Below are 19,638 nucleotides of genomic sequence, written 5' to 3' on the forward strand. Positions count from 1 at the left end.
CCTCGGCTAAGGTGACCGGCCATGACCACGAATGATCAAACTGTCGCGTCTTTTGCCGTGCATATTCCGGACGTCGAGCTGGAGGCCGAGCCCCTCGACCCGGAACAGATCGTCTCCGGTGATCCCGTGGTGACCGGAAAGGTGCTGTGGGAGTCCGCCGACGGCAAGCAGCTGCGCGGTATCTGGCAGATCACACCCGGCGTGGTCACCGACACCGAGGCCAACGAACTCTTCGTGGTCGTCAGCGGCCGCGCCACGGTGGAGGTCGAGGGCGGCGCCACCTTGGAGATCGGCCCCGGCGACGCGGCGGTGCTGCGCGAGGGCGACCGTACGACCTGGACGGTGCACGAGACGCTGCGCAAGGCGTACCACATCACGCTGCCCTGACCACTGCCCTTCCCGCCCCGCGGGGGCGGCCCGCGCGGGTCACGCCTTCCTGGCCGCCACCGCCCCGCGCAGCGCGAGCCCGGCCATGGGCAGCAGCACGCAGGCCCCGACGAGGTTGAGCCAGCCATAGCTCGCCCGCGCGACGATCAGGCCCGCGAGCGCCCCGCCGATGCCCGCCGCCGCGTTCATGGTCAGATCCGAGAGGCCCTGTACGGCGGCCCGGGCGGGCTGCGCCACCGAATCGGTGAGCAGCGCCGAGCCGGCGACGAGGCCCGCGGACCAGCCGAGGCCGAGCAGGAAGAGACCGGCGGCGGTCCGGCCGTGGCTCCCTCCGGCCGTCCCCGCGAGCAGCGCGGCACAGCACAGCAGCCCGACCGCCAGGCCGATCACGGAGAGGCGGCCGAACCGGTCGGCGAGCCAGCCCATCACCGGTGAGAACGCGTACATGCCCGCGATGTGGCCGCTGATGACCAGACCGACCAGTTGCAGGCCCGCGCCGTGGTGCGCCAGGTCGACCGGGGTCATCACCATGATGGAGACCATCACCGTGTGCGACACGGTCACGGTGACCAGCGCGAGGCGGGCCATCGGCGAGGCGGCCACCGCGGCGACACCGGCCCGCAGCGAGCGGTTCTGCGCGTTGTCGTCCTCCTGCGGGGCCAGGGCGCGGGCGGTGAGCAGCGGATCGGGGCGCAGCAGCACCGCCACCACCACCGCGGCCACCGTGAAGATCGCGGCGGCGAAGAGGAACGGCCCCGCGTTCTCGGGTACGGCGGTGTCGGCGAAGGCGCGGCTGGTGGGCGCGGCGATGTTCGGACCGATGACCGAGCCGATGGTGGTGGCCCAGATGACGAGCGAGATGGCGCGGCCGCGCCGCTCGGGCTCGGCGAGATCGGCCGCAGCGAAACGTGCCTGCAAATTGGCCAGCGAGCCCGCGCCGAAGGCCGACATGCCGAGCAGCAGCAGAGGGAAGCTCTCGACGACCGCGGCCAGCACCACGAGGCCCGCCCCGAGCGCGCCGATCACGTACGCGAGGACGAGGCCCGCCCGCCGCCCGCGTGCCGTCATCAGCGCGGCGAGCGGCACCGAGAGCAGGGCCGTGCCGGCCACGGAAGCGGTGGGTGCGAGGCCGGACAGCGCCTCGGTCCCGCTCACCTCGGTCGCGAGCACGGGGGCCAGCGCGATACCGATCGGTATCCCGAGGCCGCCCAGGATCTGGCTGGCCATCAGCACCGCGGTCGTGCGGCGGCGCAGGGCGGGCAGCGTCTCCGAGGCGGGTATGTCAGGGGCATCGACGGTGTCGGTCACCGGGGAAGTGTGACAGGGGCCGCCCGGACGCGAAACAGCTACCGGCTCCCCTACGGCACCTCGGGCGACCAGGAGCGCCGGCCCCGCGGCGACCAGGAGCGCCGCCCCCGCGGCGACCAGAAGCGCCGGCCCCGCTCCTCAGAACAGCGGCTGTGGAAGCACACCCTCCAGTGCGAGCAGCTGCCGCTTCGTCTCCAGGCCGCCGCCGAAGCCGCCGATGCCGCCGTCGCTCTCCACCACGCGGTGGCACGGCACCACGACCGGCAGGGGATTGGCGCCCATCGCGATGCCGACGGCCTGGGCGGCGCGCGGCTGGCCGACCCGGCGGGCCAGATCGCCGTAGCCCACCACTGAGCCGTACGGCACGCCGGTGGCCAGCTCGCGCAGCACCTGCCGGTTGAAGCCGGATATCAGCGACCAGTCGAGCGCCAGCGCGAACTCGCGCCGCTCGCCCGCGAAGTACTCCGCGAGCTGCCGTATCGCCTCGGCGAGCAGCGGCGATCGCGGCGCTCGTACCGGCTCGGCGCCCAGCCGGGAGCCGAGCCGGTCCAAAGTCCTGTCCCGCACGTCGTCCGTGGCGTGGAAGCCCACGGTGACGAGCCCCGTGCCGGTCGCGGCGAGCAGGAGGGGGCCGATGTCGCTCTCGACGACGGCCCACTCGGCTTGGCGCCGGTCCTCCTGGCGCTGGTCCTCGTTCATGCCGACCACGGTACGGCCGCCCACTGACAACGCGACGCGTCAGTGGGCGGTCCCGCGCCGGACCAGCGGCGTCTCAGGCGCCGTGCAGCGCCTTGCGTACGACGTCGGGCGTGTTGGTGATGATCCCGTCCACGCCGAAGTTCGCGGCGCGCACCGCGTTCGGGGCGTCGTTGACGGTCCACGTGAAGATCTCCAGGGGCTTGCCGTGCGGGCCCTTGAACGCGTGGATCGCGGCGACGTAGGGGGTCGAGATGGAGGTGTGCGTCGAGTTGATCTGGTCGGCGAACTTCGCGTACGCGGGCAGATCGGCGACCGCGGGCGTGCCGAGGAAGCCCGTCTTCACATCGGGCCGCAGCGCGTGCACGGTCTTCACGCTCTCGGCGCTGAAGCTCTGGATGACGAGCCTGCTTCTGACGTGGTGCTTGTCGAGCCACCCCGTCTCGCGCAGCACGCGAAGGCCCTGCTGCTCGATGCCCGGGTACAGCTCGGGCTTCTTGAACTCGAAGACGAGCCGCTGGTGGTTGCGCGAGACCCGGCGCATGTACTGCCTAAGGGTCGGCACGCGCTCACCCGCGTACTTCGGGCTGAACCAGCTGCCCGCGTCGAGGCGTGCGATCTCCGCCGCCGTGAAGTCCGCGACCTTCCACGGGGCACGGTCGGGGAAGACCTCCTCGACGTTCGTCGTGCGCTTCAGGTTGTCGTCGTGCATGATCACGAGTTCGCCGTCCTTGGTCCGCTGGACGTCGTTCTCGACCCAGCGGAACCCCATGTCGCGCGCCTTGTCGATGGCCGCCAGCGTGTTCTCCGGGGCGTACGCGGAGGCGCCGCGGTGGGCGATGACCAGCGGGTGGTCGTGCCAGGCGGCGCGCGGCGCCGCGGGCGCCTGCGCGGAGGCGGGGGCGGAGGGGAGGACGAGTGCACCGGCCCCCAAGAGGGCGGCGGTGGTGGCAGCGGCAGCGCGTGCGAACACGGGTACTCCTCGCGTCGTGAGATCGCGGACCGGTCGAGAGTGACAGTCCACGGCCAACGGGAAACAGGTGCAGGATGGCCACAGGTTGAACGGAGTCGCCAAAGTCGAGGACCCCGCGCGCGGGTAACGCGATTCTTTGCCGGAAAATCGTGTCGACGTCCCGGCGTGAGCTTTACTCTCTGCGTCAGCCGACGGTCTTTCAGATGGCCGACGGTAGGGGGTGTATAGGACGTTACGGGGCATTTAGGCACAACAGGCGGAAGGGCTACCGCGCATGCAGGGCACGGTCGACGGGTTCAGCTACGGAGTCGTCACACCGGTGGTGGCCTACGTCATGGCCTGCCTCGGGGGAGCACTCGGGCTGCGCTGCACGACCAGATCGCTGCTCGTCGCGCACTCCTGGCGCCCCGGCTGGCTCGCCCTCGGCTCGGCCGCGATCGGCTCCGGGATCTGGACCATGCACTTCGTGGCGATGATGGGCTTCACCGTCAAGGAGGCGCCCATCCACTACGACAAGGCGCTGACCTTCGCGAGTCTCGCCGTCGCCATCGTCATGGTCGGCATCGGGATCTTCATCGTGGGGTACCGCGGCGCGACCGGAACCGCCCTGTTCACCGGCGGCACGATCACGGGCCTCGGCGTGGCGTCGATGCACTACCTGGGAATGGCCGGTATGCGTCTGCGCGGGACGCTGGAGTACAACACGCTCACCGTCGCCGCCTCCGTCGTGATCGCCATGGTCGCCGCCACCACCGCCCTCTGGGCGGCCGCACAGGTCAGGGGCTTCCTGTGGAGCCTCGGTGCGAGCCTCATCATGGGCCTGGCCGTGAGCGGGATGCACTACACCGGAATGGCGGCCCTCAGCGTCCATCTGCACGGCTCGGGCGCGGCCCCGCCCGGCGACTCGCCCGCCGAGATCCTCGCACCGATGATGATCGGACCGCTCGCCTTCCTGCTCCTCGCGGGCGTGATCGTCATGTTCGACCCGCTGATCCTGGTGGGCGGCCGCCAGGCGGACACCAGGGCCACCCCGCGCGGCGGACACCCCCGCCGCCCCTACCCCGTCCCCCGCTCGGGCGACCGCCACGCCCCCGCGCCGCGCCGCGGGACCCGGCCGCGGCCGGGCTCGCGCACCCCGCAGAACCGCTGACGGAGCACGGCTGAGCGGCTTCTCCCACCCGGTTGTCAGTGCTGGGTCGTACGGTGGATTCCATGCGGCCCGTATCCAAGATCGAACGCACGGTGGCACCTTTCGAGGTCGTCAGTCCCTACCAGCCCAGCGGCGACCAGCCGGCGGCCATCGCCGAGCTGGAGCGGCGCATCCTCGCAGGTGAGAAGGATGTCGTCCTCCTCGGCGCGACCGGCACCGGCAAATCGGCCACCACCGCGTGGATGATCGAGAAGCTCCAGCGCCCCACCCTCGTGATGGCGCCGAACAAAACGCTGGCCGCCCAGCTGGCGAACGAGTTCCGCGAGCTGCTGCCGAACAACGCGGTGGAGTACTTCGTCTCGTACTACGACTACTACCAGCCCGAGGCATACGTCCCGCAGTCGGACACGTACATCGAGAAGGACTCCTCGATCAACGAGGAAGTGGAGCGCCTGCGGCACTCCGCGACGAACTCACTGCTGACCCGCCGCGACGTGGTCGTGGTCGCCTCCGTCTCCTGCATCTACGGCCTCGGCACCCCGCAGGAGTACGTGGACCGCATGGTCCCGCTCAAGGTCGGCGACGAGATCGACCGCGACCAGCTGCTGCGCCGCTTCGTCGACATCCAGTACACGCGCAACGACCTGGCCTTCACCCGCGGCACCTTCCGCGTCCGCGGCGACACCATCGAGATCTTCCCGGTCTACGAGGAGCTGGCCGTCCGCATCGAGATGTTCGGCGACGAGATCGAGGCGCTCTCCACCCTCCACCCGCTCACCGGCGAGGTCATCAGCGACGACGACCACCTCTACGTCTTCCCCGCGTCCCACTACGTAGCGGGCCCCGAGCGCCTGGAGAAGGCGGTCAACGGCATCGAGAAGGAGCTGACCGAGCGCCTCGCCGAGCTGGAGAAGCAGGGCAAGATGCTGGAGGCCCAGCGCCTGCGCATGCGCACCACGTACGACCTGGAGATGCTCCGCCAGATCGGCTCCTGCTCCGGCGTGGAGAACTACTCCATGCACTTCGACGACCGAGCCCCCGGCACGGCCCCCAACACCCTCCTGGACTACTTCCCGGAGGACTTCCTCCTCGTCCTCGACGAGTCGCACGTCACGGTCCCGCAGATCGGCGCGATGTACGAGGGCGACGCCTCCCGCAAGCGCACCCTCGTCGACCACGGCTTCCGCCTGCCGTCCGCGCTGGACAACCGCCCCCTGAAGTGGGAGGAGTTCCTCGGCCGCATCGGCCAGACGGTCTACCTCTCGGCGACCCCGGGGAAGTACGAGCTGTCGCGCGGCGACGGCTTCGTCGAGCAGATCATCCGCCCCACCGGCCTCGTGGACCCCGAGGTCGTCGTCAAGCCCACCGAGGGGCAGATCGACGACCTGGTGCACGAGATCCGCACGCGCACCGAGAAGGACGAGCGCGTCCTGGTGACCACGCTCACCAAGAAGATGGCCGAGGACCTTACCGACTACTTCCTCGAACTGGGCATCCAGGTCCGTTATCTGCACAGCGACGTCGACACCCTGCGCCGCGTCGAGCTGCTGCGCGAGCTGCGCGCCGGGGAGTACGACGTCCTGGTCGGCATCAACCTCCTGCGCGAGGGCCTCGACCTGCCCGAGGTCTCCCTGGTGGCGATCCTCGACGCCGACAAGGAGGGCTTCCTGCGCTCGGGGACGTCCCTGATCCAGACCATCGGCCGCGCCGCGCGCAACGTCTCCGGTCAGGTCCACATGTACGCCGACAAGATCACCCCGGCGATGGAGAAGGCCATCGACGAGACCAACCGCCGCCGGGAGAAGCAGATCGCGTACAACAAGGAGAGGGGCATCGACCCGCAGCCCCTCCGCAAGAAGATCAACGACATCGTGTCCGCGATCGCACGCGAAGAGGTCGACACCGAACAGCTCCTCGGCTCCGACTACCGCAAGCCCAAGGCGGGCAAGGGCGCCAAGGCCCCCGTGCCCGCACTCGGCGGCGACGCGGCCAAGGCGGGCAAGGCGGCCACCTCCGCGAAGGCCAAGGGCAAGAAGGGCGCGACCACCCCGACCGACCGCCCCGCCGCCGAACTGGCCGAGCAGATCGAGGAGATGACCGCGCGTATGCGCGCGGCCGCCGCCGACCTCCAGTTCGAAATCGCCGCGCGGCTGCGCGACGAGGTGTCGGAGATGAAGAAGGAGCTGCGCCAGATGAGGGAGGCGGGCCAGGCCTAGGAGCACGCCCGGGGCAGGGGAGATGGCGTACTGGCCGGTCTGTTGCAGGACCGCCACAATGTGCGACCCGCGGTGCGGCGGTACGGGCCGCGCTGCATAGGGTGCTGGGCAGCCGCAAGAGGCGGTTGCCCAGGCAGTTCGAGAGGGGACAGCGCGTGACGGTCAACATGACCAAGGGTCAGGCCATCAGCCTACAGAAGGACGACGGGGGCGCCCTTTCCGCGGTGCGTATGGGCCTCGGATGGCAGGCGGCCCCGCGGCGCGGCCTGTTCGGCAGCCGCACCCGCGAGGTCGACCTGGACGCCTCGGCGGTCCTGTTCGCCGACAAGCAGCCGGTCGACGTCGTCTTCTTCCGCCACCTCGTCAGCGACGACGGCTCGGTGCGCCACACCGGCGACAACGTGGTCGGCGGTGTCGGCCAGGGCGGCGACGACGAGGCGATCCTCGTCGACCTCCAGCGCGTCCCCGTCCACATCGACCAGATCGTCTTCACGGTGAACTCCTTCACCGGCCAGACCTTCCAGGAGGTGCAGAACGCGTTCTGCCGCCTGGTCGACGAGACCAACGGCCAGGAACTCGCCCGCTACACCCTGGACGGCGGCGGCCAGTACACCGCCCAGATCATGGCCAAGGTCCACCGCGCGGGCGCCGGCTGGCAGATGACGGCCATCGGCAGCCCCGCCAACGGCCGCACCTTCCAGGACCTGATGCCGTCGATCCTGCCGCACCTGTAGCAGCCTGCCTCAGAAGAAGCCTGCGTCAGGCTCTGCGCCACATCCGTACGTACAAGGGGGAACGAAAGCGATGACGGCCGAGCTGGTGCGGGGGCAGAACCACCCGCTGCCCGGGACCCGACTGGAGATCCGGATCTCGGCCGGCAAGCCGATCGTGGCGGGGGCCACGCTCGGCGACGAGCGGGGCAGGGTCCGTGGTGTGGAGTGGGTGGCCCACCCGGGCTCGCCCTCCCTGCCGGGCCTGGAGGTCTCCAAGCAGGCGGCGGCCGACCACCGCCTCGCCGTGGACCTCGGCGCCCTGCCGGACACCGTCCACCGGGTCAGTGTCCTGCTCGCACTGCCCGTCGGCGGCGCGGGCCCGGCCGCCTTCCGTACGCTCGCCGCGCCCTTCGTGGCGGTCACCGGGCTCGACGGCGCCGAGATCGCCAGCTACACCATCACCGGCCTCGACGCCGAGTCCGCGGTCGTCGCCGTCGAGCTGTACCGCCGCCAGGGCGCCTGGAAGGTCCGCGCCGTCGGCCAGGGATACGCGGGCGGTCTCGCCGAGATGCTGACCGACCAGGGCCTGTCCGAGGCCCGCGAGATAGCGGCCGCCGTCAACGACGCGGTCGCCGGCGGCCTGGCCCGCTCCGTGTCCGCGCCACCGCCCCGCCCCGCCGACGACGCCCGCGTGCGCACCACCACTCAGGGCCCCGCGGGCCCCGCGCAAGGGCACCCCGCGCCGCCTCCCGCGCCCCCGAGCGGCGACGCCCCCGCCGCGCAGGCCGGGACCCCGGGCGGCGGCGGACCCGTCGACTACACCCACCCGCGCCGCCAGACCACCGCGCCACCGCCGCCGCCCCCCGCCGCGCCCCCGGCCGGGCCGGGAGAGCCCGCCCGGCCGGTCGCGGGCGACGCCACCGGCTGGTCCATGGAGGAGCGGCTCTACAACCAGGTGTGGGGCATGTTCGAAGACCTGGCCCGCACCACGGCGGCCTACCGAAGCGCCGTCGACTTCGCCGACTCCCGCATGGAGCAGGAGCTGGACAAGGTCCTCGACGACCCGCGCGGCCGCATCGGCGGCGCCGGTGACGCCGCCCGCGAAAGCGCCCGGGCCAAGCACGCCGACCTCGTCGGCCAGGCCAGGGCGGCCCTCGACCGCGACCTCGCCCAGCTCACCGCCGAGGCCGACGTCGTCGAGCCCGCCCTGCCCCCGGCCTTCGCGGCATGGAGCAGCCCCGTCTGGCACGCCTATCGCGCGCCCATGGAGATCCCGATGGCCGTGCGCCTCGGCGACCTCCACCTCCCCGAGCGCACCGAGCTGCGGATCCCCATGCTCGTACGGCTGCCCCTGGAGCGCGGCCTGTGGATCGACAGCGGCAAGGCCCTCACCAACCACCGCACCGACTCCACCGAGGTGCGCCGCCTCGCCATGGACACCGCCGTCGCGCACGCCGCCCGGCTGCTCGCGGTCTACCCGGCGGGCGAGTTCCAGGTGCACGTCATCGACCCGGCGGGCTCCGCGGGACCCGCCCTCGCCCCGCTCGTCACGGCCGGTGTCCTCGCCGGGCCCCCGGCCTCCGGCGCGGCCGGTGTCTCCGCGGTCCTCGCCCAGCTCACCCAGCGCGTCGACCTGGTCCAGATGGCGATCCGCGGCGGCGCCGCCGACGCGCTGCCCCCGGACCTGGACACCGCCGAGCAGCTCCTGATCGTCAACGACTTCCCGCACGGCTTCGACGACCGCGCCGTGACCCAGCTGCGCTACCTCGCCGACGAGGGCCCGGCCGTCGGCGTCCACCTCATGATGGTCGCCGACCGCGAGGACGCCGCCGAGTACGGCCCGTTGCTCGATCCTCTGTGGCGCGGGCTCCTGCGACTGGCCCCGGTGCCCGACGACCACCTCGCCGACCCGTGGGTCGGGCATGCCTGGACGTACGACCCGCCGGCCTTCCCGCCGGGCAGCCGGATCCTGGGGCAGATCCTCGACCGGGTCGCCGAGGCCCGCCGCACCGGCAGTCGTTAACCCTCCACTGAACTGGCCTTTTGGTTTTTGTTTGCCATCCCCTTTACCAATCCTTGGTATTTCGCGTACTCTGGTGACAGCGGAGGGGAGTACTCCCGGCTGCGACGTACCCGTCAATACGGACCGCCATCGGTCCCGGGGCGTCGGCCCGATCCATGGCGGTGACGCCTCGGGTGGAAGAGACCTCCGGCAGCGACGACGCTGATCAGTAGCCGTACGAAGCCGGAGGCGCAGTGGACGTTTCAATGACCCTGTGGGTAGCGACCGTTCTAGGTCTGTGTGCCCTGATCGCGGTCGACTTCTTCATCGGGCGCAAGCCCCATGACGTGTCGATCAAGGAAGCCGGAACATGGACGGTCGTCTGGATCGTCCTCGCGGCCCTCTTCGGCCTCGGCCTGCTGGTCGCGGGTGAGAGCCAGGCGTCCGGCGAGTTCTTCGCGGGCTTCATCACCGAGAAGTCGCTCTCTGTCGACAACCTCTTCGTCTTCATCCTGATCATGGCGAAGTTCTCGGTGCCGTCCCACCTCCAGCAGCGTGTACTGCTGTTCGGTGTGCTGATAGCCCTGGTCCTGCGCGCGATCTTCATCGCCGCCGGCGCCGCGGTGATCGCCAACTTCTCGTGGGTCTTCTACATCTTCGGCGCGTTCCTGATCTACACCGCGTGGAAGCTCATCCAGGAAGCCCGTGCCGACGACGAGGAAGAGGACTGGGAGGAGAACCGCCTCCTGAAGTCCATCGAGAAGAAGTTCGGCGTCTCCGACCGGTACGAGGGCACGAAGCTCTTCATCCGGAAGAACGGCAAGAAGATCATGACGCCCCTCATGGTCGTCATGCTCGCCATCGGCACCACCGACGTGCTTTTCGCGATGGACTCCATCCCGGCGATCTTCGGCCTCACCCAGGACCCGTACATCGTCTTCACCGCCAACGCCTTCGCGCTGATGGGCCTGCGCCAGCTGTACTTCCTCATCGGCGGACTGCTCAGGAAGCTCGTCCACCTCAGCTACGGCCTGTCCGTGATCCTCGGCTTCATCGGCGTGAAGCTCGTCCTGCACGCCCTCCACGAGAACGGGGTGCACGTCCCCGAGATCTCCATCCCGGTCTCGCTCGGCGTCATCTGCGGCGTCCTGGTGATCACCACGATCACCAGCCTCATCGCCTCCAAGAAGCAGGAGCAGAAGGCGGCGGCCGAGGCCGCAGCCGCAGGGGAGACCTCGAAGGACCGCACCGAGAAGGACAGCATCGAGGCCTGACGGTCTCACCAGGTGCCGCCCCCTCGCCGGAGGCGGCACCGAGTCGCGACACCCGAGCGCCCGGGGCAGCATCGAGTCATGGTCACTCGGCTCCGGGCGCTCGGCACGCAGTGGACGACCGTGGTCCCGCTCCTCGCGGTCGTCCTCCTCGCCCTCACTTGGGGCCGCGATCTGCCCGGTGCGGTCGTCGCCCTGGTGACGCTGATCCTCGCCGGAGCGGTGCTGGCCGCCGTCCACCACGCCGAGGTGATCGCCCACCGCGTCGGCGAGCCCTTCGGTTCGCTCGTCCTCGCGGTCGCCGTGACGATCATCGAAGTCGCGCTGATCGTCACCCTCATGGCCGACGGCGGCGACAAGAGCTCCACACTCGCCCGGGACACGGTCTTCGCCGCCGTGATGATCACCTGCAACGGCATCGTGGGCCTCTGCCTCCTGGTCGGCGCGCTGCGCCACCGCGTCGCCGTCTTCAACCCCGAGGGCACCGGCGCCGCCCTCGCGACCGTCGCCACCCTGGCCACGCTCTGCCTGGTCCTGCCGACATTCACCACCACCAAGCAGGGCCCGGAGTTCTCCACGAGCCAGCTCACCTTCGCCGCCGTCGCCTCGCTCATCCTGTACGGCCTGTTCGTCACCACGCAGACCGTGCGCCACCGCGACTACTTCCTGCCCCTCACCAAGCAGGGCCAGGTCATCGACGCCGACAGCCATGCCGAAGGCCCTTCCTCCCGGCAGGCGCTGACCAGCCTCGGTCTCCTCGCGCTGGCCCTGGTCGGCGTGGTCGGACTGGCCAAAGGCGTGTCACCGACCATCGAGTCGGGCGTGGAGAGCGCCGGCATGCCGCACGCCGTGGTCGGCGTGATCATCGCACTGCTCGTGCTGCTCCCCGAGACCATCGCGGCCGTCCGCGCCACCCGCCGCGACCGCGTGCAGACCAGCCTGAACCTCGCCCTCGGCTCGGCGATGGCCAGCATCGGCCTGACCATCCCGGCCGTCGCGGTCGCCTCCGTCTGGCTGGCCGGGCCGCTCGTGCTCGGCCTGAGCGCGACCCACATGGTGCTGCTCGCCCTCACAGTGATCGTCGGCACCCTCACGGTGGTGCCGGGGCGGGCAACCCCGCTCCAGGGCGGCGTCCACCTGGTGCTGTTCGCGGCGTACCTGGAGCTTGCGGTCACTCCGTAGGCTCTCCTCGGATCACCCTGTGGCCGCCGCCACCTCCCGCACCGGCCGCGTCTCCGGGAGCAGCGCGAAGCAGCCGAGGCTCAGCAGCGCGATGCCCGACAGATACGCGGCCACGCCCCACGGCGCCCCCTCCCCCTGCGCCACCGCCGTCGCCACGATGGGCGTGAGCGCGCCGCCGAGCACCCCGCCGAGGTTGTAGCCGACCGCGGCGCCCGTGCAGCGCACGCGCGGCTCGTACAGCTCGGGCAGATACGCGGCGATCACGGCGAACATGGTGATGAACGCGACCATCGCCACCAGGAAGCCGAGGAACATCAGCAGCGGCTGCCCGGTCGAGAGCAGCGCGATCATCGGGAACATCCACAGCGCCGTCGCGGAGCAGCCGAGCAGGCACAGCGGCCGCCGCCCGTACCGGTCGCCCAGCACCGCCACCACCGGCGTCAGGGCGCCCTTCACCACGACGGCCGCCATGACGCAGGCCAGCATGACCGTACGGCTCACCCCGAGCCGCTCCACTCCGTAGGCGAGGGACCAGGTCGTCACCGCGTAGAAGACGGCGTACCCGACCGCGAGCGCGCCCGCCGTCAGGAGCACCAGGCGCCAGTGGTCGCGGACCACCTCGGCGAGCGGCACGCGCGCGTGCTCGCGCACCCGCAGGAAGTCGGGGCTCTCCGCGAGCGAGGAGCGCAGCGCGAGCCCGGCGGCCGCGAGCACCCCCGCGGCCCAGAACGGCACGCGCCACCCCCAGGCCGCGAACTGCGCGTCGGTGAGCGTCGCGGAGAGCGCCAGCATGATGCCGTTGGCCAGCAGGAACCCGACCGGGGGCCCGATCTGGGGAAAGCTCGACCACAGCCCGCGCCGCTCGGCCGGCGCGTGCTCCGCCGTCAGCAGCACGGCCCCGCCCCACTCACCGCCGAGCCCGAGACCCTGCACGAAGCGCAGCACGAGGAGGAGCAGGGGAGCGGCGATCCCGATCGAGTCGTACGTCGGTACGCAGCCGACGGCGACCGTGGCGAGGCCGGTCAGGAGCAGCGACCCGAGGAGGACGGGCCGCCTCCCGCGCCGGTCCCCGATGTGCCCGAAGACGATCGACCCGAGGGGCCGTGCCACGAAGCCCACTCCGAATGTCGCGAAGGCCGCGAGAGTTCCCGCCAGCGGCGAGAACGTGGGAAAGAACAGCGGCCCGAGGACCAGGGCCGCGGCCGTCCCGTAGATGAAGAAGTCGTAGAACTCGATGGCGGTTCCGGCCAGCGAGGCCGCCGCGAGCCGTGGCATAGAGGGGGGTCGGGTGGTGCGCATGTCGCGTCAACTACCCACAGTTACGAGTAGTTACGGCTGGTTACAGGGGGCGCACAGAGGTGACCGGATCGCTCAGTACGTCACCGTGATGCGCCGCCCCGGCCCGTCGACCCGCACATTCCCTCCGTAAGGGATCACCAGCTGGGGGTCGGTGTGCCCGAGGTCCACGTCGAAGACCGCCATCGTGTCCGGGGCGTACATGCCGAGCGCCCGCAGTACGGCTTCGCGCTGCTCACGTGCGTGCGCGGCCTTCTTCTCGGCGTCCTGGGGGCGGGCGAACGACCAGGCCTTGGCGCGTCCCATCAGGAGGGCGGGGAAGCGGTGCAGCATCCCGCGCTCACCCATGTTGCGCAGGATGCGGAACACCTGCTCGGCGCCGATGAGTTCCTCGCAGGTCTCCAGGAACAGTACGCAGCCCTCGTACGCCGACAGGTCCCGCGCGACCTCGCGGTCCGCCATCAGGAGCCACGAGACGATCTCCAGCTCGCCGCCCCAGGAGCGGCCCTCCACGACCCGCTCAGGCCGGTGCCAGTGCCAACCGGAGCCCGGCTCGGTCGGCGGCTCCTCCGCGAAGGCCGCGGGGTCCTCCCAGGGCAGGTCCACGTCGCGGTAGCGGTCGGCGGGGTGCAGCTCGTAGGCCCCGGACGTGAAGAGCGCGGCGCGCAGCGAACGTTCCGTCAGGGGTGCCATCGCGCCGGGCCGGCCCAGCTCGCACATCACGGAAGCGCCGTGGTAGCCGACGATGCCGCACTGCCAGAGGTAGGCCAGCAGGTTGGTGTTGTCGCTGTAGCCGAAGAACGGCTTCGGGTGGGCGCGGATCAACTCGCGGTCCAGGTGCGGCAGTACGGTGATCTGGTCGTCGCCCCCGATGCTGGCGATGACGGCCTTGACGGTCGGGTCGGCGAAGGCCGCGTGGATGTCGTCGGCACGCTCCCGGGGCGTCGAGCCCATTCTTCGCGTCGAGGGATACTCCACGGGTTCGAGGCCGAACTCCTTGCGGAGCCGTTCGAGGCCCAGCTCGTAGGGGAGCGGGAAAAGCCCCGGCAGGCCGCTGGACGGCGAGATCACGGCGATGCGGTCACCGGGCGAGGGCTTGGGCGGGTACAGCGGTTCGATCATCATGGAGCGCAGCGTAGGGCCGTACTCACACACAGCGCACCGGAGTTCCCGCGCGCGGGAGGCGTGATAGACCTCCTCCATGACCCTCAGCGCCCGCGGCCTCGCCACCGCTCCGATCATGATCCTGAACGGCCCGAACCTGAACCTCCTCGGGCAGCGCCAGCCCGAGATCTACGGCTCGGACACCCTCGCCGACGTCGAGGCCCTGTGCGCCGAGGCGGCGGCGGCGCACGGCGGGACGGTGGACCTGCGGCAGACCAACCACGAGGGTGAGTTGGTCGACTGGATCCACGAGGCGCGCGAGCACCACGCGGGCATCGTCATCAACCCCGCCGCCTACTCCCACACGTCCGTCGCGATCCTGGACGCCCTCAACACCTGTGACGGGATGCCCGTGGTGGAGGTCCACATCTCCAACATCCACCAGCGTGAGGCGTTCCGGCACCACAGCTACGTCTCGCAGCGCGCCGACGGCGTCATCGCGGGCTGCGGCGTCCAGGGGTACGTCTTCGCGGTGGAGCGGGTGGCGGCGCTGGTGGCCGCAAGGGCGTGACGCCTGCCCCCGGCCCGCCGGCGCCGCCCGTGCTCACCAGCCGCGGGCGCGCCACTCCGGCAGGTGCGGGCGCTCGGCGCCCAGCGTCGTGTCGTCGCCGTGGCCGGGGTAGACCCACGTCTCGTCGGGGAGCGTCCCGAAGATCTTCGTCTCGACGTCGTCGATGAGGCTGGCGAACGCCTTCGGGTCCTTCCAGGTGTTGCCGACGCCGCCGGGGAAGAGGCAGTCGCCGGTGAACACGTGCGGATGGCCGTGCGGGTCGTCGTAGACGAGCGCGATCGAGCCCGGGGTGTGGCCCACGAGGTGGCGGGCGGTGAGGGTGACCCCGCCGACCGTGATCGTGTCGCCGTCGTCGACGAGGACGTCCGTCGGCACGGGGATGCCCTCGGCGTCCTCGCGGCCCGCGTACGTCCGCGCGCGGGTCGCCGAGACGACCTCGGCGAGTGCCTGCCAGTGGTCGCCGTGCTGGTGCGTGGTGACGACGGACGCGATGCCGTCGTCACCGATCAGCGTCAGCAGCGTCCCGGCGTCGTTGGCCGCGTCGATCAGGAGCTGCTCGCCGGTGGCCCGGCAGCGCAGCAGATACGCGTTGTTGTTCATCGGCCCGACCGCGACCTTGGAAATCATGAGGTCCGGCAGCTCGTGCACATCCGCGCCCCCGCCGACCTTCACCGCTCCGCTGTACGTCATGGCCGTCAGCCTATAGCGGGGGCAGGGTCGGCAGGAGGCCTCCTTCGGCCGTCAGCGCGGAGCCGTCGCGGCGGCCGGAGAGCCAGCCGACCACCTCCGGGGCCGGGCCGGACACGGTGATGGTGGCGTCGTCGGGGGCACCCTCGCGGCCGGTGCTCCACGCGTGCGTGCCGTCGGTGATCCGGGTCGGCGGCACCGTCGCGTTCCCCGAGAAGCGTGCGGCCAGGAACGCGATCTCCCGCCGGACGAATTCCTGGGGCAGGTCTTCCAGCTCGTACCCGACGCCGAGGTCGACGTGGTGCAGCTCGACCTCGACCCACCGGCGGAAGGGCACCCGCGACGCGGAGTCGGTGACGCCGTTGCGCATGGTGATCGTGCGGGACCAGTCGGCGGGCACCGCGGCCTGCGCCTCGAAGCGGGCCGCGCTCTCCCGGACGTCGGCGAGCTGCGCGGCCGGCGGCCTCGGGGCGTCCCGCTCGATGTCCGCGTCACGGGCCTCGGCGCTGGCGTACATCGGCCGCCCGGCGAGCACGTTCACCAGCGCGTCCGCGTTCCGCGCGAGGTGGGCGAGGACATGACCGCGGGTCCAGCCCGGCAGGCGTGACGGCTCGGCGATCGAATCGTTGTTCAGTTTCATGACCGCGCTGAGCAGTCGGTCGGTCGCGTCACGTACAGACGCGAGGTCGCGCACATGATCAATCATGCGCCCGACGATAGCTGGGTCACACGTTCGGGTGAAGGAGTCCAGGTCACCCCGTAAATCGAATGTGCGTGCTATATGGTCGAGGGTGGCATCGGGCATTCTTGACGGTGCGGGCTTGTTCCACAGGTGAACCAGGGAAGCAGCCCGGCGTTGTCAGTGGCTCGCCCTAGTCTGTGAAAGACGGGGTTTCGTCCCTGTCACTTCTCTCTAGAAAGGTGCGGACCGGCGTGGCCGACCGTCTCATCGTCCGTGGCGCGCGCGAGCACAATCTCAAGAACGTCTCGCTCGACCTCCCGCGTGACTCCCTCATCGTGTTCACCGGACTCTCCGGCTCGGGCAAGTCCTCGCTCGCGTTCGACACGATCTTCGCCGAGGGCCAGCGGCGGTACGTCGAGTCGCTGTCCTCGTACGCCCGGCAGTTCCTCGGCCAGATGGACAAGCCCGACGTCGACTTCATCGAAGGCCTCTCCCCGGCGGTCTCCATCGACCAGAAGTCGACCTCGCGCAACCCGCGCTCGACGGTCGGCACCATCACCGAGGTCTACGACTACCTGCGCCTGCTCTTCGCGCGCATCGGCAAGCCGCACTGCCCCGAGTGCGGCCGCCCCATCTCCCGGCAGTCGCCGCAGGCCATCGTCGACAAGGTCCTCGAGCTGCCCGAGGGCAGCCGTTTCCAGGTCCTGTCCCCGCTGGTGCGCGAGCGCAAGGGCGAGTTCGTCGACCTCTTCGCCGACCTCCAGACCAAGGGGTACTCCCGCGCGCGGGTCGACGGGCAGACGATCCAGCTCTCCGAGCCGCCCACGCTCAAGAAGCAGGAGAAGCACACCATCGAGGTGGTCATCGACCGCCTCACCGTGAAGGACTCCGCCAAGCGCCGCCTGACCGACTCCGTGGAGACCGCCCTCGGCCTCTCCTCGGGCATGGTCGTGCTCGACTTCGTCGACCTCCCCGAGGACGACCCCGAGCGCGAGCGCATGTACTCGGAGCACCTCTACTGCCCGTACGACGACCTGTCCTTCGAGGAGCTTGAGCCCCGCTCCTTCTCCTTCAACTCGCCCTTCGGCGCCTGCCCGGACTGCACGGGTATCGGTACGCGCATGGAGGTCGACCCCGAGCTGATCATCCCGGACGAGGACAAGTCGCTCGACGAGGGCGCCATCCACCCCTGGTCGCACGGGCACACCAAGGAGTACTTCGGCCGGCTCGTCGGAGCACTCGCCGACGCCCTCGGCTTCTCCACCGACATGCCCTGGGCCGGTCTGCCGCAGCGCGCCAAGAAGGCCCTCCTGTACGGCCACAAGACGCAGATCGAGGTGCGCTACAGGAACAGGTACGGCCGGGAGCGGGTCTACACCACCGCCTTCGAAGGCGCCGTCCCCTTCGTCAAGCGCCGTCACAGCGAGGCCGAGAGCGACGCCAGCCGCGAGCGCTTCGAGGGCTATATGCGCGAGGTGCCCTGCCCCACCTGCGAGGGCACCCGCCTCAAGCCCATCGTCCTGGCCGTCACGGTCATGGGGAAGTCCATCGCCGAGGTCTCCGCGATGTCCATCAGCGACTGCGCGGACTTCCTCGCGGAGCTGAGGCTGGGCGCCCGCGACAAGAAGATCGCCGAGCGCGTCCTCAAGGAGGTCAACGAACGGCTGCGCTTCCTGGTCGACGTCGGCCTGGACTACCTGTCGCTGAACCGCGCCGCGGGCACCCTCTCCGGAGGCGAGGCCCAGCGCATCCGGCTGGCCACCCAGATCGGCTCCGGTCTCGTCGGCGTGCTCTACGTCCTGGACGAGCCGTCCATCGGCCTCCACCAGCGCGACAACCACCGCCTCATCGAAACCCTCGTACGCCTGCGCGACATGGGCAACACGCTCATCGTCGTCGAGCACGACGAGGACACCATCAAGGTCGCCGACTGGGTCGTCGACATCGGCCCCGGCGCGGGCGAGCACGGCGGCAAGGTCGTGCACAGCGGCTCCATGAAGGAGCTGCTCGCCAACGACAAGTCGATCACCGGGCAGTACCTCTCGGGCAAGAGGTCCATCCCGGTCCCGGACGTGCGCCGCCCCGCCGACCCCTCCCGGCAGCTCACGGTGCACGGCGCCCGCGAGAACAACCTCCAGGACATCGACGTCTCCTTCCCGCTCGGCGTCCTCACGGCCGTCACGGGCGTCTCGGGATCCGGCAAGTCGACGCTGGTCAACGACATCCTCTACACCCACCTGGCCCGCGAGCTGAACGGCGCCCGGTCCGTCCCGGGCCGCCACACGCGCGTGGACGGCGACGACCTCGTCGACAAGGTCGTGCACGTCGACCAGTCGCCCATCGGCCGCACCCCGCGGTCGAACCCGGCGACGTACACCGGAGTCTTCGACCACGTCCGCAAGCTCTTCGCGGAGACCACGGAGGCGAAGGTGCGGGGCTACCTCCCCGGGCGCTTCTCCTTCAACGTCAAGGGCGGCCGCTGCGAGAACTGCTCCGGTGACGGCACCATCAAGATCGAGATGAACTTCCTGCCGGACGTGTACGTCCCGTGCGAGGTCTGCCACGGCGCCCGCTACAACCGCGAGACGCTGGACGTGCACTACAAGGGCAAGTCCATCGCCGAGATCCTCGACATGCCGATCGAGGAGGCGCTCGACTTCTTCGAGGCCGTGCCCGCCATCGCCCGCCACCTGAGGACGCTCAACGACGTCGGTCTCGGGTACGTGCGCCTCGGCCAGTCCGCGCCCACCCTCTCCGGAGGCGAGGCCCAGCGCGTGAAGCTGGCCTCCGAGCTACAGAAGCGCTCCACGGGCCGGACCGTCTACGTCCTCGACGAGCCGACCACCGGCCTGCACTTCGAGGACATCAGCAAGCTGATCACGGTCCTGTCCGGCCTGGTCGACAAGGGCAACACGGTCATCGTCATCGAGCACAACCTCGACGTCATCAAGACCGCGGACTGGGTCGTCGACATGGGCCCCGAAGGCGGTAACGGCGGCGGTCTCGTCGTCGCCGAGGGCACGCCCGAGGCGGTCGCGGGGGTGGCGACCAGCCACACCGGCAAGTTCCTGCGGGACATCATCTCGGCGGACCGGATCAGCGACGCGACGCCCTCGCAGGGGCGCGGGTCGGCCAAGAAGGCCCCGGCGAAGAAGTCCGCCGCCAAGCGGGCGGTCGCGGCGAGCGCCACGGCCACGAAGAAGACGGCCACGGCCCGGACGGGCACCGCCGCCAAAAAGGCTGCCGCTACGAAGACGACGGCTACGAAGGCGACGGCTGCGAAGTCGTCGGCTACGAAGAAGGCTGCCGTCGCCAAGAAGACGACCGCGCCCAAGAAGGCCGCCGCCAAGAAGGCGACGCGGGCCCGCAAGGCCTGACCGGCGCCTGGCACCCGGTACCG

The 19,638-nt window shown here is 70.6% G+C and carries 16 protein-coding genes; 9 read left to right on the forward strand and 7 right to left on the reverse strand.

The features are described from left to right. Positions 1-21: 21 nt before the first annotated feature. Complete coding sequence (locus tag IG54_RS0116885; protein ID WP_030784083.1) at positions 22-387, forward strand: cupin domain-containing protein; 366 nt, start codon at positions 22-24, stop codon at positions 385-387. 39 nt (positions 388-426) lie between these two features. Here the strand turns inward: IG54_RS0116885 and IG54_RS0116890 are convergent, their stop codons facing one another. The 3 genes from IG54_RS0116890 to IG54_RS0116900 all read right to left on the reverse strand — a co-directional run bounded on the left by IG54_RS0116890 (position 427) and on the right by IG54_RS0116900 (position 3,364). Continuing rightward, the gene (locus IG54_RS0116890) at positions 427-1,695 is read right to left on the reverse strand and encodes an MFS transporter (RefSeq protein WP_030784086.1); all 1,269 of its coding nucleotides are present in this window, start codon (positions 1,693-1,695) and stop codon (positions 427-429) included. Positions 1,696-1,833: 138 nt separating this feature from the next. Next, positions 1,834-2,394 (reverse strand): methylated-DNA--[protein]-cysteine S-methyltransferase, encoded by a 561-nt coding sequence (locus IG54_RS0116895; RefSeq protein WP_030784089.1) that lies wholly within the window; start codon positions 2,392-2,394, stop codon positions 1,834-1,836. Positions 2,395-2,467: 73 nt separating this feature from the next. Then, the gene (locus IG54_RS0116900) at positions 2,468-3,364 is read right to left on the reverse strand and encodes a glycerophosphodiester phosphodiesterase (RefSeq protein ID WP_030784092.1); all 897 of its coding nucleotides are present in this window, start codon (positions 3,362-3,364) and stop codon (positions 2,468-2,470) included. Positions 3,365-3,638: 274 nt separating this feature from the next. Between IG54_RS0116900 and IG54_RS0116905 the strand changes: the two genes are divergently transcribed. The 6 genes from IG54_RS0116905 (at position 3,639) to IG54_RS0116930 (ending at position 11,898) form a co-directional block, all read left to right on the forward strand. Beyond that, positions 3,639-4,514, forward strand: a complete 876-nt coding sequence (locus IG54_RS0116905) for an MHYT domain-containing protein (RefSeq protein WP_030784094.1) — start codon at positions 3,639-3,641, stop codon at positions 4,512-4,514. Positions 4,515-4,576: 62 nt separating this feature from the next. After that, on the forward strand, positions 4,577-6,730 hold the full coding sequence (uvrB, locus tag IG54_RS0116910; RefSeq protein WP_030784097.1) for an excinuclease ABC subunit UvrB: 2,154 nt from the start codon (positions 4,577-4,579) through the stop codon (positions 6,728-6,730). A gap of 155 nt (positions 6,731-6,885) precedes the next feature. Next, entirely contained in the window at positions 6,886-7,464 is a 579-nt protein-coding gene (locus tag IG54_RS0116915) for a TerD family protein (protein WP_030784099.1), read from the forward strand. 70 nt (positions 7,465-7,534) lie between these two features. Next, positions 7,535-9,466 (forward strand): TerD family protein, encoded by a 1,932-nt coding sequence (locus tag IG54_RS0116920; protein WP_030784101.1) that lies wholly within the window; start codon positions 7,535-7,537, stop codon positions 9,464-9,466. A gap of 233 nt (positions 9,467-9,699) precedes the next feature. Further along, entirely contained in the window at positions 9,700-10,719 is a 1,020-nt protein-coding gene (locus tag IG54_RS0116925; RefSeq protein WP_030784105.1) for a TerC family protein, read from the forward strand. A 78-nt stretch (positions 10,720-10,797) separates the two neighbouring features. Further along, complete coding sequence (locus IG54_RS0116930; RefSeq protein ID WP_030784108.1) at positions 10,798-11,898, forward strand: calcium:proton antiporter; 1,101 nt, start codon at positions 10,798-10,800, stop codon at positions 11,896-11,898. Positions 11,899-11,910: 12 nt separating this feature from the next. Here the strand turns inward: IG54_RS0116930 and IG54_RS0116935 are convergent, their stop codons facing one another. Both IG54_RS0116935 and IG54_RS0116940 read right to left on the reverse strand, forming a co-directional pair. Next, on the reverse strand, positions 11,911-13,173 hold the full coding sequence (locus IG54_RS0116935) for an MFS transporter (RefSeq protein WP_030784110.1): 1,263 nt from the start codon (positions 13,171-13,173) through the stop codon (positions 11,911-11,913). A 96-nt stretch (positions 13,174-13,269) separates the two neighbouring features. After that, positions 13,270-14,316, reverse strand: coding sequence for a S66 family peptidase (locus IG54_RS0116940; protein WP_030784112.1), 1,047 nt, complete (start codon positions 14,314-14,316; stop codon positions 13,270-13,272). A gap of 79 nt (positions 14,317-14,395) precedes the next feature. Between IG54_RS0116940 and aroQ the strand changes: the two genes are divergently transcribed. Further along, positions 14,396-14,869, forward strand: a complete 474-nt coding sequence (gene aroQ, locus IG54_RS0116945; RefSeq protein WP_030784114.1) for a type II 3-dehydroquinate dehydratase — start codon at positions 14,396-14,398, stop codon at positions 14,867-14,869. Between the two features lie 33 nt (positions 14,870-14,902). On the opposite strand, the gene IG54_RS0116950 is transcribed toward aroQ, so the two are convergent. Together IG54_RS0116950 and IG54_RS0116955 are read right to left on the reverse strand one after the other, a co-directional pair. Further along, on the reverse strand, positions 14,903-15,559 hold the full coding sequence (locus tag IG54_RS0116950) for an MBL fold metallo-hydrolase (RefSeq protein ID WP_030784117.1): 657 nt from the start codon (positions 15,557-15,559) through the stop codon (positions 14,903-14,905). 10 nt (positions 15,560-15,569) lie between these two features. Then, complete coding sequence (locus IG54_RS0116955) at positions 15,570-16,262, reverse strand: maleylpyruvate isomerase family mycothiol-dependent enzyme (RefSeq protein ID WP_030784118.1); 693 nt, start codon at positions 16,260-16,262, stop codon at positions 15,570-15,572. A 227-nt stretch (positions 16,263-16,489) separates the two neighbouring features. Here IG54_RS0116955 and uvrA point away from each other — a divergent pair, with 227 nt between their 5' ends. Then, positions 16,490-19,615, forward strand: coding sequence for an excinuclease ABC subunit UvrA (gene uvrA / locus IG54_RS0116960; RefSeq protein WP_037897284.1), 3,126 nt, complete (start codon positions 16,490-16,492; stop codon positions 19,613-19,615). Positions 19,616-19,638: the final 23 nt, after the last annotated feature.

The sequence above is a fragment of the Streptomyces sp. NRRL S-920 genome, assembly GCF_000717945.1.
Taxonomy (GTDB): domain Bacteria; phylum Actinomycetota; class Actinomycetes; order Streptomycetales; family Streptomycetaceae; genus Streptomyces; species Streptomyces alboniger.